This window comes from Pseudomonas sp. HOU2 (assembly GCF_040729435.1).
GTDB lineage: Bacteria > Pseudomonadota > Gammaproteobacteria > Pseudomonadales > Pseudomonadaceae > Aquipseudomonas.
The window spans coordinates 2,779,886-2,794,258 of record NZ_CP160398.1 but is presented as its reverse complement, the minus strand read 5'-3'; the positions used below and the strand labels follow the sequence as shown (position 1 = coordinate 2,794,258).

General features: G+C 61.9%; 9 protein-coding genes. All 9 read right to left on the bottom strand.

The window, feature by feature from the left end; genetic code table 11:
- Positions 1–21: 21 nt before the first annotated feature.
- Positions 22–2,205, bottom strand: coding sequence for a YccS family putative transporter (gene yccS / locus ABV589_RS12580; RefSeq protein ID WP_367086039.1), 2,184 nt, complete (start codon positions 2,203–2,205; stop codon positions 22–24).
- 263 nt (positions 2,206–2,468) lie between these two features.
- Positions 2,469–3,647, bottom strand: a complete 1,179-nt coding sequence (locus ABV589_RS12575) for an NAD(P)/FAD-dependent oxidoreductase (RefSeq protein WP_367086038.1) — start codon at positions 3,645–3,647, stop codon at positions 2,469–2,471.
- Between the two features lie 138 nt (positions 3,648–3,785).
- Positions 3,786–5,171, bottom strand: coding sequence for an ATP-dependent RNA helicase DbpA (dbpA, locus tag ABV589_RS12570; protein WP_007962660.1), 1,386 nt, complete (start codon positions 5,169–5,171; stop codon positions 3,786–3,788).
- Between the two features lie 299 nt (positions 5,172–5,470).
- The gene (gene mdtD, locus ABV589_RS12565) at positions 5,471–6,910 is read right to left on the bottom strand and encodes a multidrug transporter subunit MdtD (protein ID WP_367086037.1); all 1,440 of its coding nucleotides are present in this window, start codon (positions 6,908–6,910) and stop codon (positions 5,471–5,473) included.
- 202 nt (positions 6,911–7,112) lie between these two features.
- Positions 7,113–8,450, bottom strand: coding sequence for a TldD/PmbA family protein (locus ABV589_RS12560; RefSeq protein WP_367086036.1), 1,338 nt, complete (start codon positions 8,448–8,450; stop codon positions 7,113–7,115).
- Positions 8,450–9,892, bottom strand: a complete 1,443-nt coding sequence (locus ABV589_RS12555; protein WP_367086035.1) for a TldD/PmbA family protein — start codon at positions 9,890–9,892, stop codon at positions 8,450–8,452. Before ABV589_RS12555 ends, ABV589_RS12560 begins: the two co-directional genes overlap by 1 nt.
- Before the next feature lie 283 nt (positions 9,893–10,175).
- On the bottom strand, positions 10,176–11,879 hold the full coding sequence (gene betA / locus ABV589_RS12550; RefSeq protein ID WP_367086034.1) for a choline dehydrogenase: 1,704 nt from the start codon (positions 11,877–11,879) through the stop codon (positions 10,176–10,178).
- A 236-nt stretch (positions 11,880–12,115) separates the two neighbouring features.
- Positions 12,116–13,588, bottom strand: a complete 1,473-nt coding sequence (betB, locus tag ABV589_RS12545; RefSeq protein WP_367086033.1) for a betaine-aldehyde dehydrogenase — start codon at positions 13,586–13,588, stop codon at positions 12,116–12,118.
- A 62-nt stretch (positions 13,589–13,650) separates the two neighbouring features.
- On the bottom strand, positions 13,651–14,271 hold the full coding sequence (gene betI / locus ABV589_RS12540; protein WP_367086032.1) for a transcriptional regulator BetI: 621 nt from the start codon (positions 14,269–14,271) through the stop codon (positions 13,651–13,653).
- Positions 14,272–14,373 lie beyond the last annotated feature (102 nt).

The window sequence follows — 14,373 nt, the reverse complement described above, 5'->3', positions numbered from 1 at the left end:
GATGGGGCCAGTCCGGTCACCTTAAGCCTCGCTGGTGTCCTTGATCAAATGCGCCGCCAACGTCCGCAATGGCCCCAACTGCCGGCAGATCAACGCCAGTTGCGTCTGCACCAACCGCTGCCCTTCATCGATCTCGTCCGGCATCTGTTCCAGCTCGTTGGCCAGCGCTTCTTCTTCGTCACTCTGAATCGCCACCGGTTGCTTGTTCGCCAGGCCCTGGGCGATGTCGTCGATGCTCGTCGCCAGCTTCACCCCGGCACCATCAATCAAATGCTCACGCACATCGGCTGGTAATTGGGTTTCCCTGTGTGCGCCAAGCCCTGACAGGTAACTCAATAAGGTGTGCGACAGCACCAGAAAACGGAAACCGACATCCGCTTCCTTCCGGAAATGTCCCGGCTCCATCAGCATGTTGGCCAAGGTGGTCGACAGCGCCGCGTCGGCGTTGTGCGCGTTGCGCCGGGCCAGGCGATAGGCGAGGTCGTCGCTCTTGCCGGCGGCGTATTGCTGCATGATCTGGCGCAGGTAGATGCTGTTGCAGGTCAGGGTGTTGGCCAGCACCTTGTTCAGGCGCCGACCCTGCCAGTCCGGGAGGAACAGGAACACCGTCAGGCCGGCGATCAGGCTGCCGAGCAGGGTATCGAACAGGCGCGGCAGGAACAGCCCGTAGCCATCGCCGATCTGGTTGAAGCAGAACAGCACCATGATCGTGATCGCGGCGGTCGCCAGGGTGTAGCGCGTGGTGCGGTTGGTAAAGAACACCACCCCGGCGGCGATCGCGAAGCACGACTGCACCAGCGGGCTGGGGAACAGATCGAACAGTGCCCAGGCCACGGTCAGGCCGATGGCGGTGCCGAGAATCCGCTGCCCGAGTTTGCGCCGGGTCGCGCCGTAGTTCGGTTGGCAGACAAACAGCGTGGTGAGTATGATCCAGTAACCCTGCGACGGGTGAATCAGGTGCACCATGCCGTAGCCGATACTCAACGCCAGCGGCAGGCGCAGGGCGTGACGGAACAGCAAGGACGTCGGTGTCAGTTGCGTACGCAGGCGAATCCACACGTCCTTGAGGTTGCGCGGCGAGCGATCGAGCAGGCTGCTGTCGGTGGCGTCCGCCAGGGCGTCGGGGTTGCTCGCATCGCTGAGCAAACGGTCGAGGGTGCCGAGGTTGGCTGCCAGGGCACGCAGCGAGCGCAGGAGGCCGCGCCACGCCGGATTGCTCTGGATGCGCAGGTGTTCAAGGGAGGCATCGAGGTCAGTCAGTGCTTCGGCAAAACTGGCGTCGTAGACGAACGGCTGGCGCATCTGGATCGATTCGGCCAATGCGCGGCAGGCCTTGCCCTGCTGGCGCAACAAACGCTGGCAGCGGAACAGCACATCGCTGTGGAAGAACGCATCGGCCAGCGCGTTGTACGGATAGTGCGAGGAGCTGGCGCGTTCGTGAATGTCCTGGGCGAGGAAATACAGCTTCAGATAACGGCTGACTTTCGAACCCGGACGGCCGTTGCCGACCCGGTGCAGAATGATTTCCTTGGCACTGTTCAGCGCGGCGACCACACGGCCATTCTGCTGCGCCAGTTCCAGCCGTCGGGCTTCGACGTCCAGTTGGCGGATCGGCTCGAACAGCGAGGCTTTCAGCTTCAGATAGAAACCCAGTTCACGGAACAGCCGCGCCAGACTCTGCTGCACCGGCTGGTTGGAAAACAGCGCCTGCCACAGCACCGACAGCAGTCCGTACCACGCGGCACCCGCCACCAGCAGCATCGGCTCGTGCCAGAAATCGGTGACCGCGCCGCCGCGCTGATCCACGCCGATCATGGTGTAAACCGACAGAATCAACGTCGCCGAGGCAATCGCGCCGTAACGCTCGCCGAGCGCACCGAGCATGGTCAGGCCGAAGCTGGCCAAGGCCAGGGCGATGGCGAATACGATGGGGTAGGGGAAGAGCAGTTCCACCGACAGCGCGGCGATACTGAAACACACCAGTGTCACTGCCAGCGCGTTGAGGCGGCCCTGCCAGCTGTCGTCGGTCTCGGCCAGGGCGCTGGCGATGATCCCGAGGAACAACGGGATCAGCAGGCCCATTTCATCCTGATACCAGCACAGCGCCATGCTGCCGGTCAGGGCGATGAACACCCGCACGCTGTAGCTGAATTTATCCAGCGCCCACAGGCGCCGCAAAGACTGACGAAACGAGGTCGAGGACATGAAGTGCGAAGGCCTTCCGAGGCGATGCCGCTAAATTGAGCCAGTAATGACGCCGACGCAATGGCGCCGATCACATCTGACAGCAAAAAGTGTTCCTTTAAGCCGTTGTGCCGATCTCAATTTCCATGGCTGGACAAAGAAACTGTGGGAGCTGGCTTGCCAGCGATGAGGCCGGCAGCTCCAACATCACTGTTGAATGTCAGCCCGCCATCGCTGGCAAGCCAGCTCCCACAGGGATTGCATTTCAGGTCTGAAGAGTGGAATCAGACGTACTGCGCAGCCGCATACCCCGAGGCCCAGGCCCACTGGAAGTTGAAACCGCCCAGATGCCCGGTGACGTCGAGCACTTCGCCGACAAAATACAGCCCCGGGCTTTTCAGCGACTCCATGGTCTTGGACGACACTTCGCGGGTATCGACGCCACCCAGCGTGACCTCGGCGGTGCGATAGCCTTCGGTGCCGGCCGGGACGACTTTCCAGCTGCCGAGCTTGTCGGCGATCTGCGCCAGTTCTGCGTGGGTGTACTGCTTCATCGGTTTGGACACGAACCAGTTGTCAGCCAGCAGGTTGGCCATCTTCTTGGTGAAGATTTCGCCGAGCAGGGTTTTCAGTTCGCTGTTCGGGCGCTCGGCCACTTGCTGTTGCAGCCACGCGGCGGTGTCGTGATCCGGCAGCAGGTTGATCTCCACGGTGTCGCCCGGCTCCCAGAACGACGAGATCTGCAAAATCGCCGGGCCACTGAGGCCACGGTGGGTGAACAGGATGTTCTCGCGAAAGCTCTGCTCGTTGCAGCTGACCAGACAATCCACCGAAGTACCGGACAGCTCGGTGCAGAGTTCCTTGAGCTGGTCGGTGATGGTGAACGGCACCAGCCCGGCGCGGGTCGGCAGCAGTTCATGGCCGAATTGCCTGGCGACCTGATAACCGAAGCCGGTAGCGCCCAGCGTCGGGATCGACAGCCCGCCGGTGGCGATCACCAGTGACTGGCACTGCAACTGGCCGAGCGTGGTGTCGAGCAGGTAACCGCTTTCGACCTTTTCGATGGTCTGGATCGAGGTGTCGAGGTGCAGCTCGACGCCGACCTGATCGCACTCGTCGAGCAGCATGCCGAGGATGTCGCTGGATTTGTTATCGCAGAACAGCTGACCGAGTTTCTTCTCGTGATACGGCACGCCGTGCTTGGCGACCATGCCGATGAAATCCCACTGGGTGTAGCGCGCCAGTGCCGATTTGCAGAAATGCGGGTTACCCGAGAGGAAATTGCTCGGCTCGGTGTACATGTTGGTGAAGTTGCAGCGGCCACCACCGGACATCAGGATTTTCTTGCCGGCCTTGTTCGCATGATCGAGCAGCAACACCTGACGCCCACGCCCGGCGGCGGTCAGTGCACACATCAACCCTGCGGCGCCAGCGCCAATGATCACGACTTCGGTAGAGCGCAAAACGGTGTCCTCTGAAATATCACCACAAAACGAACCGTAGGAGCTGCCGCAGGCTGCGATCTTTTGATCTTGCTCTTTAAAAACAAAGTCAAAAGATCGCAGCCTGCGGCAGCTCCTACAGGGGGGCGTGCGTTGTTTTTACAAAACGCGAACGCGCAGCGAACGGCCCTTGATCTTGCCGTTGTTCAGGCGCTGCAACGCCTGCATGACCACGGTGCGTTCAACGGCGACATACGACTGGAAGTCGAAGATCGCGATCTTGCCGACCTGCGCGCCGGGGATGCCGGCGTCACCAGTCAGTGCGCCGAGGATGTCGCCCGGACGCACTTTGTCTTTACGCCCGCCGGCGATGCACAGGGTGCTCATCGGTGGCTGCAGCGGGGCGCCGCCCTGGGACTTGAGGTTATCGACCTGATCCCAGTTCAGCGGAGCTTTCTGCAACTGTTCGATGGCTTGCGCGCGATGCGCTTCGGACGGCGCAACGAGGCTGACCGCGATGCCTTTCTCGCCGGCACGACCGGTACGACCAACGCGGTGAATGTGGATTTCCGAGTCGCGGGCCAGTTCGACGTTGATCACCATGTCCAGCGCATCGATGTCCAGGCCACGGGCAGCAACGTCGGTGGCAACCAGTACCGAAGTGCTGCGGTTGGCGAACATCGCCAGCACCTGATCGCGGTCACGCTGTTCCAGATCGCCGTGCAGGCCGACGGCGGAAATGCCTTTGGAGGTCAGGTGGTCAACGGTTTCCTGCACTTGCTGCTTGGTGAAGCAGAACGCCACGCAGGAGGCCGGGCGGAAGTGGTGCAGGACTTTGGTCACTGCGCTCATGCGCTCTTCCGGGGAAATCTCGTAGAAGCGCTGCTCGATCTGCGTGTCGTCGTGGAACGCCTCGGCTTTCACCGTTTGCGGATCGCGCATGAATTTCGACGCCAGTTGCTTGATGCCCACCGGGTACGTGGCGGAGAACAGCAGGGTCTGACGGCGTGCCGGAGTCTTTTCGATGATGTCTTCGATGGCGTCGTAGAAGCCCATGTCGAGCATGCGGTCGGCTTCGTCGAGGATCAGCGTGTTCAGGCCGTCGAGCACCAGCGAACCCTTGCGCAGGTGTTGCTGGATACGCCCCGGGGTGCCGACGATGATGTGCGCGCCGTGTTCCAGCGAAGCGATCTGCGGGCCGAACGACACGCCGCCGCACAGGGTCAGGACCTTGATGTTGTCTTCGGCACGGGCCAGACGCCGGACTTCCTTGGCGACCTGGTCGGCCAGCTCACGGGTCGGGCAGATCACCAGCGCCTGGCAACCGAAGTAACGCGGGTTGATCGGGTTGAGCAGGCCGATGCCGAACGCGGCGGTCTTGCCGCTGCCGGTCTTGGCCTGGGCGATCAGGTCCATCCCCTTGAGGATCACCGGCAAGCTCTGCGCCTGGATCGGCGTCATCTGGGCATAACCGAGGGATTCGAGGTTAGCCAGCATGGCGGCGGACAGCGGCAGAGTATTAAAAGCGGTGGCGATGGTGGTCACGGGAATGGCCTGCAAAACAAAATGTCGCGCAGTGTAGCAGCCCCGTGCCACTTTCCTCGAAAGTTCTGGACGAACAGTGCCTGATTTCATTCCTCCAAGCTTTCCTTGAATGAAGATAAACCTGTGGCGAGGGAGCTGTTGTGGCGAGGGGATTTATCCCCGATGGGGTGCGCAGCACCCCCTGAAAAGGTTGAACGCGATCAGCCAGATGTACTGAGGCGGCAGATTCTGGGGCTGCTGCGCAACCCATCGGGGATAAATCCCCTCACTACAAAAGCCTCCACCAGTCATGACACTGTTCAGTGTTCGATGTGCTCATCGGGATGTTCATCCGGGCGTTTGACCCGGCGGCCGTCCTCTTTCGACAGTTGCGAGAAGATCGTCGCTGCCAGCATCGCCATGATTCCGACCGTGACAAACGTCAGCTGGAACGCGCCCAGTACAGTCTCGACGCCATCGTTGCCGATCTCCGCCGTAAACCCGCCGAGCAACGCACCGGCACAGGCCACGCCCAGGCTCAGCGACAATTGCGCCACCACCGACAGCAAACTGTTGCCGCTGCTGGCGCTGGCGTCGTCGAGGTCGATCAGGGTGACGGTGTTCATCGCGGTGAATTGCAGCGAGTTGATCGCGCCGAGAACCGCCAGCAGGCACAACAGCAGCCAGTACGGCGTCTGCTCACTGACCAGGCCCATGCTCGCCAGCATGATCCCCAGCGCCAGGGTGTTGCCGGTGAGCACGATGCGATAGCCGAGGCGTTCGATCAGCGGCCGCGCCATCCACTTGGCAAACATCGCCGCAGCAGCCAGCGGCAGCATGCTCATCCCGGCTTGCGACGGCGAATAACCCAGCGCCACCTGCAGCAGCAATGGCACCAGAAACGGCAGGGCGCCGCTGCCCAGGCGGGCGAACAGGTTGCCGATAATTCCGACCGCGAAAGTCCGCGTCTTGAACAGCGAAGGGGCGAACAGCGGATTTTCGACACGCCCTGCGCGCAGCCAGTACGCCGCCAGACAGGCCAGACCGCCGAACAGCAGCAACATCACCCGCAGGTGCGGCAAGTGCAATTCGCCCAGACCTTCCATGGCGATGGTGATCAGGATCATCGCTGCGCCGAACAGCAGGAAACCGAGGCTATCGAAACGTGTGCGTTCGCTGCCGCGCAGGTCGGGAATGAATTTCCACACCGCGTAGCAGCCGATGGCGCCGACGGGCAGGTTGATCAGGAAGATCCAGTGCCACGTCAGGTATTGCACCATCCAGCCGCCCATGGTCGGGCCGATCAACGGGCCGAGCAGGCCGGGGATGGTGATGAAACCCATGATCCGCACCAGCTCCGAGCGTGGATAGGCGCGCAGCACCACCAGCCGTCCGACTGGCAACATCAATGCACCGCCCAGGCCCTGGATCACCCGCGCGCCGACCAGCATGGTCAGGCTGCTGGATAACGCGCAGAGCAGCGAGCCGATGCTGAACAGCAGGATCGCGCCGAAGAAGATTTTCTTGGTGCCGAAGCGATCGGCGATCCAGCCCGAGGCCGGAATCAGCAAGGCCACGGTGAGCATGTAGGCGATGACCACGCCTTGCATGCGCAATGGGTCTTCGGCCAGATCCCGGGCCATGGCCGGCAGGGCGGTGTTGAGGATGGTCCCGTCGAGGGACTGCATGAAAAAAGCGATAGCGACGACCCACGGCAACCAGCGGGCGGTGATGGCGTCGAGAGGCGGGCGTGTGGGCATGGAACCTCTTGTGGGTGGTTAATCCAAATGGCTTGTTGTGCATGAAACCCTGTGGTGAGGGGATTTATCCCCGATGGACTGCGCAGCAGTCCCCTGCATTTGATTTTAAAAGCGGGGCCGCTATGCGACCCATCGGGGATAAATCCCCTCGCCACAGGGTTTACTCCAGTACTTGATTCCAAGGTGTGCTGGAGGTTTGCGTTTACAGGGTCAAGGTCAGTCGGCTCACCAGCGCCCCCGGCAGCAACGCCGACGACGTATTGCGCTGACTATACGTGCTCGCCGACAGCAGCAACTCGCGCTCGGCGGTCAATGCTTCCAGCTGCGAACCCAGCAGGCTGTAGGCGCTGTCGTCGAAGCGCATGGTGCTGACCGGCGCCTGAATCTCGCCGTTCTCGACCCAGAAAGTTGCGAAGCGAGTCATGCCGGTCAGGCGCGCCGCCGGTTGATCCGAGTAGTTCAGGTACCAGAGGTTGCTGATGTACAGCCCGGTGCCCAACTGCTTGAGGATCTCTGCCTGTGACAGATCACCGGCCGCCATGTTCAGTGCACTCGGCATTTCACCGCCGCTGGCGCCATTGGCGGTCAGGCCGTATTCGGCGGCACTGCGCGAACCGACCAGTTGCTCACCGGCTTTGCCTTCGACGATCAGCCGCAGATCGCTGCGCGGATAACCCTCGCCGGAGAACGCCGGGCTCAACGAACCGCTGACTTGCTCATCCAGCGAGACCAGCGGACTGAACGTCTGATCGCCGACATACAGCTTCTGCAGGGGGCTGCTTTTACTGGCAATCGACTGCGCCGAGAAACCGCCCCAGCTGAGCATGCCCATGATTTCTTCCAGCGCGGCCGGCGCCAGGTAGGCGCGGTATTGCCCCGGTGCCAGAGTCCGCAACGGTCGACCGAGAAACGCCAGTTGCTCGCGCGCCTGCTGGAAGCGGCGGGCGAAGCCTTCGCTGCTCCATTCGTGTCCGGCGTAGCTGGCCTTTACTGCTTCGCCATTGTCGTGGAACAGGCTGAAGTCGAAGTTGAAACTGTTGGCCTGATGCCAGCCGAACGCCCCCGAGGAGCTGGCGAAACCGCGGCTGATCGGGCCGGCAGCATAAAAGCCGACCAGATCCAGACCTTCAGCAGCGGTGCAGATTTCCTCGACCACCTGCTCGGTGTCCGGCAGCGGATGGGCCTGCACGTTGTTGCTCTGCCAGCCGTTGTGATTGAGCAGCAGGTATGGATCCTGTGGCAGCAGCGGCAGGGTTTCGCGCAGTTGTTGCAGGCCTTCGGCGAGGCGTTGCAGATCGGCTTCCTGATCACCGGACAGGGTGATGTGCAGGTCGGCGTGGCGCCCGTCATTGATCAGTTTCAGTCCGACGTCGGCCTGCTGCACCTGACCGGCCTGACGCACCTTGGCGTGATTGAAACGCACGAACGCCGAGGATTCGGCGGCATAGCTGAGGGTGAATTGTTCCGGCTCGCGCACACTGTCGCGCAGCCAATTGACCATGACCTTGAAGGCGTCGGACTGACTCTTCGAAATGCTCATCAGGCGTCTCCCCCAAACACATCAACGTTGCTGAATACGCAGGCCGGCGAAGCGTGGCCGACGCGGATCACCTGGTTCGGCTCGCCCTTGCCGCAGTTTGGCGTGCCCAGCACCATCCGGGTGCCGGCATCGCCCACCGCGCGCAGACTCTTCCAGAAGTGCGCGGAAATGCCTCGGTAATTCGGATTTTTCACCACACCCTTGAGTTCACCGTTTTCGATCAACTGACCCCACTCGCAACCGAACTGGAATTTGTTGCGCGCATCGTCAATCGACCACGAACGGTTGGTGCTCATCAGAATGCCATGCTCGATGCCGCTGATCAGTTGCGTCAGCGACTGATCGCCCGGCTCGATGTTGAGGTTGGCCATGCGGTCGATCGGTGGCCGGTTCCAGCCGCAGGCGCGGCTGTTGGCAACCCCGTCGAGACCGGCGCGGAACTGCGACAGCGCGCCACCCAGTGGCCGCAGCAGCAAGCCTTCGCGAATCAGGAATTGTTTGCTGGCCTTGCTGCCGTCGTCATCGTGGCCGTAGCTGGCCAGCTCTTCGGGAATGTCCGGATCGAAGGTCACGTTGAGCAGCTTCGAACCGTATTGCAGGCGGCCGAAGTCACTGGTTTTGACGAAACTGGTGCCGGCGTAATTGCGCTCGTCACCGAGGATCCGGTCGAGCTCCAGCGGGTGGCCGATGGACTCGTGGATCTGCAGCATCATCTGGTCAGGCATCAGCAACAGATCGCGCGGGCCTTGCGGGGTGTTCGGCGCGAGCAGCAATTGCAGGGCCTGATCGGCCACTTTCGGGCCGGCGCCGACCAGGCCGCAACGGCTGATCACGTCCGCGCCGCCCTGCTGGCCGAAGTTCTCGCGACCGAGGGAGCGGGTCTGGCTGTCGTTGCCGTCGTAGGCGGTGACGTCGAGGCCCGGATAGACGAAGCGCTGGGCCTGGCGCAATTCGGCGCCGGCGCTGCTCAGGTAGATCTGCTCGACGTGGGTGATGCCGATGCTCGCTTCCCAGTTCACCAGGCGCTCATCCTTTGGCACCGAGGCGGACTCCGCGCCGAGCAGCTCGAAGCATTCGCTCAGGGACGGGAAGGGTTGCTCGAGATTGGGCGAAAAGTAATCAGCGCGATCGCTCGACACCGGCTGGTCGCGCAGGTCGAGCAAGGCGTGCGGCTTGAGGCGCCGGGCCTGCTGTTCGGCGCGCTCAAGGGCGGCTTGCAGGCCTTGCTGCGACAGATCATTGGTGGCGGCGTAAGCCTCGACACCGTTGACCCGCACAGTGAGCATCGCGCCTTCGTCGCGGCTCAGGCTTGGCGGCTCGGCGACGTTCTTGCGCACCGACAGATACTGGCCGGACTCGCGTACATACCGCAGGGAAAAAAACTCGGCGCCCGTGCGCAAGGCAGCGAAGCGCTGCTTGAGCTGGGGGTGGAAATCAAACATTCGGGAACCTCCTTGTTATGGAGTTGCGGGGTGAAGCGATTCGGCGGGGAGGGGTGAAACGATTGCGCGAGGTCTAGAGTAGGCCTGCGTGGGGGTAGGATCAAGTGAAGAGGGGGTGTAGGAGGATTTACTGTGCAGCAGGGGAGGGGGGGCTGATTTGCAGGGCCTCATCGCTGGCAAGCCAGACTCCCACAGGTTTCTCGGTGACCACAATATCTGTGAACGACGCAAAACCCTGTGGGAGCTGGCTTGCCAGCGATTAGCCGTGACGCGGTATCAAGTCTTACTGGGCAACAGGCGTGATATCACGCATCGGCTTGCCCTTCACCGGCGCACCGCCAGCCACGTAGTAGTCAGCGGTGCTACGCGGCAGTGGCTTGCGGCCACGGATCTTGTCGGCGATTTTCTCGGCGATCATGATCGTCGGCGCGTTCAGGTTGCCGGTGGTGATGATCGGCATGATCGAAGCATCGACCACACGCAGGCTCTGCATGCCGTGCACGCGACCTTCGCCATCGACTACGGCCATCTCGTCGGTGCCCATCTTGCACGAGCAGGACGGGTGGAACGCGGTTTCGGCGTGTTCGCGGATGAACTTGTCCAGCTGCTCATCGGTTTGCACCTCGATGCCCGGGCTGATTTCGCGGCCACGGAAGGCGTCCAGTGCCGGCTGTTGCATGATTTCGCGGGTCAGGCGGATGCCGTCACGGAATTCCTGCCAGTCCTGCTCGGTGGCCATGTAGTTGAACAGGATGCTCGGGTGCTGACGCGGATCCTTGGACTTCAGCTGGATGCGGCCGCGACTCGGCGAACGCATGGAACCCATGTGCGCCTGGAAGCCGTGCTCTTTCACACCGTTGCTGCCGTTGTAGTTAATCGCTACCGGCAGGAAGTGGTACTGGATGTTCGGCCACTCGAATTCCGGACGCGAACGAATGAAACCGCCGGCTTCGAACTGGTTGCTGGCGCCGATGCCGGTGCCGTTGAACAGCCACTCGGCACCGATGGCCGGCTGGTTGTACCAGAGCAGCGACGGGTACAGGGAAACCGGTTGGGTGCAGGCGTATTGCAGGTACAGCTCGAGGTGATCCTGCAGGTTTTCACCGACGCCCGGCAGATCATGGACGACCGGGATGTCGAGGCTTTCCAGCAGTTTTGCCGGGCCGACACCGGAGCGCTGCAGAATCTGCGGCGAAGCGATGGCGCCGGAGCACAGCAGGACTTCCTTGCGCGCTTTGGCTTCAACGCGCTCTTCCGCCGAACCGACCAGGTAACGCACGCCGACCGCACGCTTGCCTTCGAACAGAATCTTGTCGGTCAGGGCGTGGGTGACGATGGTCAGGGTCGAGCGCTTTTTCGCGACGTCGAGGTAGCCACGGGCGGTGGAAGCACGACGGCCGTTCGGCGTCACGGTGCGGTCCATCGGGCCGAAGCCTTCCTGCTGGTAGCCGTTCAAGTCTTCGGTGCGCGGGTAACCGGCCTGCACGCCGGCTTCAACCATGGCGTGGAACAGCGGGTTGTTGCCCGCCTTCGGCGTGGTCACGCTGACCGGGCCGTCGCCACCGTGGTAGTCGTTCGGGCCGATGTCGCGGGTTTCCGCTTTACGGAAGTACGGCAGGCAGTCGAGGTACGACCAGTCTTCCAGGCCTGGCAGCTTCGCCCAGCCGTCGTAGTCCATCGCGTTGCCACGGATGTAGCACATGCCGTTGATCAGCGAGGAGCCGCCGAGGCCTTTGCCGCGACCGCATTCCATCCGGCGGCCGTCCATGTGTGGCTCCGGATCGGTTTCGTACGCCCAGTTGTAGCGACGACCTTGCAGCGGGAATGCCAGTGCAGCCGGCATTTGCGTGCGGAAGTCAAAACGGTAGTCCGGGCCGCCTGCTTCGAGCAGCAGAACGGTGACGCCTTCGTCTTCAGTCAGACGGGTCGCCAGGGTGTTACCGGCCGAGCCGGCACCGATGATGATGTAATCGAATTCTTGGGACATTGAATGCACCCTCTTTAGATGTGGTCAGGTCAAGATCGCCGGAACACTGCAAAACCTGTGGTAAGGAGAAAATCCCCTGTGGTGAGGGGATTTATCCCCGACCGGCTGCGCAGCAGTCGTAAAGCCAGCGAATGAGTTCTGTCTGGAGAGTTGCAGGGTCTGGATGGGGGCTGCTTCGCAGCCCATCGGGGATGAATCCCCTCGCCACAAAGGCCCCATCCAGACTCTGCGTCAGATCAGAACACCGAGACGTAATCGCCCAGCTCGACCTGTACCGATTTGATGCGTGTGTAGTTGGCCAGCGAGCTGATGCCGTTTTCACGACCCACGCCCGACTGCTTGTAACCGCCAACCGGCATCTTCGCGTCGGACTCGCCCCAGGCGTTGATCCAGCAGATACCGGCTTCCAGTTGATGAATCACGCGGTGCGCGCGGTTCAGGTCTTTGGTGACGATACCGGCGGCCAGGCCGAAGTCGGTGTCGTTGGCGCGGCGGATCACTTCTTCTTCGGTCTCGTAGGAGAGGATCGCCATCACCGGGCCAAAGATTTCTTCACGAACGATGGTCATCTCGTCGGTGCAATCGGTGAACACGGTCGGTGCAACGAATGCGCCTTTGGCGAATTCGCCGTCGGTCAGACGCTCGCCGCCGCACAGTACGCGGGCACCTTCTTCTTTACCTTTGGCGATGTAACCCAGCACGCTTTCCATGTGCGGGAAGCTGACCAGCGGGCCGAAGTTGGTGTTCTCGTCTTCCGGGTTGCCGATGCGGATGCGCGCGACGCGCTCGACGATCTTGGCTTCGAAAGCGGCTTTCAGGTGGCTTGGTACGAATACGCGAGTACCGTTGGTGCAAACCTGACCGGAGCTGTAGAAGTTGGCCATCATCGCGGTGTCGGCGGCACGATCCAGGTCGGCGTCGTCGCAGATGATCAGCGGCGACTTGCCGCCCAGTTCCATGGTCACGTCTTTGAGCGACGAAGCCGAAGCGCTGGCCATGACTTTCTTGCCGGTGTCGGTGCCGCCGGTGAAGGAGACTTTCTCGATGCGCGGGTGCTCGGTCAGCCAGGTGCCGACTTCACGGCCGCTGCCGGTCAACACGTTGAACACGCCGTTTGGCAGGCCGGCTTCGGTGTAGATCTCGGCCAGTTTCAGGGTGGTCAGCGAGGTGACTTCGCTTGGCTTGAAGATCATCGCGTTACCGGCGGCCAGGGCCGGTGCGGATTTCCACAGCGCGATCTGGATCGGGTAGTTCCACGCGCCGATACCGGCGACCACGCCCAGCGGCTCGCGACGGGTGTAGACGAAGGAAGTGTCGCGCAGCGGAATCTGCTCGCCTTCGATCGCCGGCACCAGGCCTGCGTAGTATTCCAGCACGTCGGCGCCGGTGACGATGTCGACGTATTTGGTTTCGGAGAAGGCTTTACCGGTGTCCAGGGTTTCCAGAGCAGCCAGCTCATCGTTGCGCTCGCGCAGGATGTCGACGGCGCGACGCAGGATGCGCGAACGCTCCATGGCGGTCATCGCGGCCCAGATTTTCTGGCCCTTTTCAGCGCTGACCACGGCGCGCTCGACGTCTTCCTTGGTCGCACGTTGCACTTGGGCGAGGACTTCACCGTTCGCCGGGTTGATGGCTTCGAAGGTGGCATCGCTGCCAGCGTCGGAGTACGCGCCATCGATGTAGAGTTTTTGCAGTTCGAAACGGGCCATAGTGTCCTCGCAAGTGCATTAGTGGTTGGCGTCGACCACCGCGCTGAAACTGCGGTGGCGGTTCAGGTACCGAGCGTTTTCTGTGTGCTCTGGCTCACCTGCTTGGCCAATTGGAAATCCATGTATTCGTAAGCGATCTGTTGCGCCTGCGCCGTGTCGAAAGCGTCTCCCGACAGCGCGCCGCGCAACCACAAGCCGTCGATCAACGCTGCCAGTCCACGCGCGGCGCTGCGCGCATCTTCGAGCGGCAACACACGGCGGAACTCGCAGCACAGGTTGGAATACAGACGGTGATCGTTGATCCGCTGCAACCTGTGCAAAGACGGCTGGTGCATGCTGGTGGCCCAGAAGGCCAGCCAGGTTTTCATTGCCGGGCCATTGACCTGGCTGGCGTCGAAGTTGCCTTCGATGATCACCTGCAGATGCGCCCGTGGGCTGCTGTCTGCCAGCGCCTGACGGCGCGCGGTGACGCTCTCGCTGAGGGCGGTCATCAGATACCGCATCGTGGCGGCGATCAGGCCATTCTTGTCCTGAAAATAGTGACTGATGATGCCATTCGAGACACCGGCCAAACGGGCGATCAGCGCAATGCTGGCGTCCCCCATTCCGACCTGATCGACCGCTTGCAACGTGGCTTCGATCAGTTGTTGGCGGCGGATGGGTTGCATACCGACCTTGGGCATCTTGCACATCTCCTTAGGCCTTCCGACGGGCGATAAACGCCTATCGGATTGAGGGCCAGTCTATTTTGTTTTGATTGAACGTTCAATCAACAAAGAATAAGA

Excerpts from the sequence above, each read along its gene's own strand:
- ABV589_RS12560 (WP_367086036.1), bottom strand. The coding sequence starts at position 8,450 with ATGAGCATTTCGAAGAGTCAGTCCGACGCCTTCAAGGTCATGGTCAAT.
- betA (WP_367086034.1), bottom strand. The coding sequence starts at position 11,879 with ATGTCCCAAGAATTCGATTACATCATCATCGGTGCCGGCTCGGCCGGT.
- mdtD (WP_367086037.1), bottom strand. The coding sequence starts at position 6,910 with ATGCCCACACGCCCGCCTCTCGACGCCATCACCGCCCGCTGGTTGCCG.
- betB (WP_367086033.1), bottom strand. The coding sequence starts at position 13,588 with ATGGCCCGTTTCGAACTGCAAAAACTCTACATCGATGGCGCGTACTCC.
- yccS (WP_367086039.1), bottom strand. The coding sequence starts at position 2,205 with ATGTCCTCGACCTCGTTTCGTCAGTCTTTGCGGCGCCTGTGGGCGCTG.
- ABV589_RS12555 (WP_367086035.1), bottom strand. The coding sequence starts at position 9,892 with ATGTTTGATTTCCACCCCCAGCTCAAGCAGCGCTTCGCTGCCTTGCGC.
- betI (WP_367086032.1), bottom strand. The coding sequence starts at position 14,271 with ATGCCCAAGGTCGGTATGCAACCCATCCGCCGCCAACAACTGATCGAA.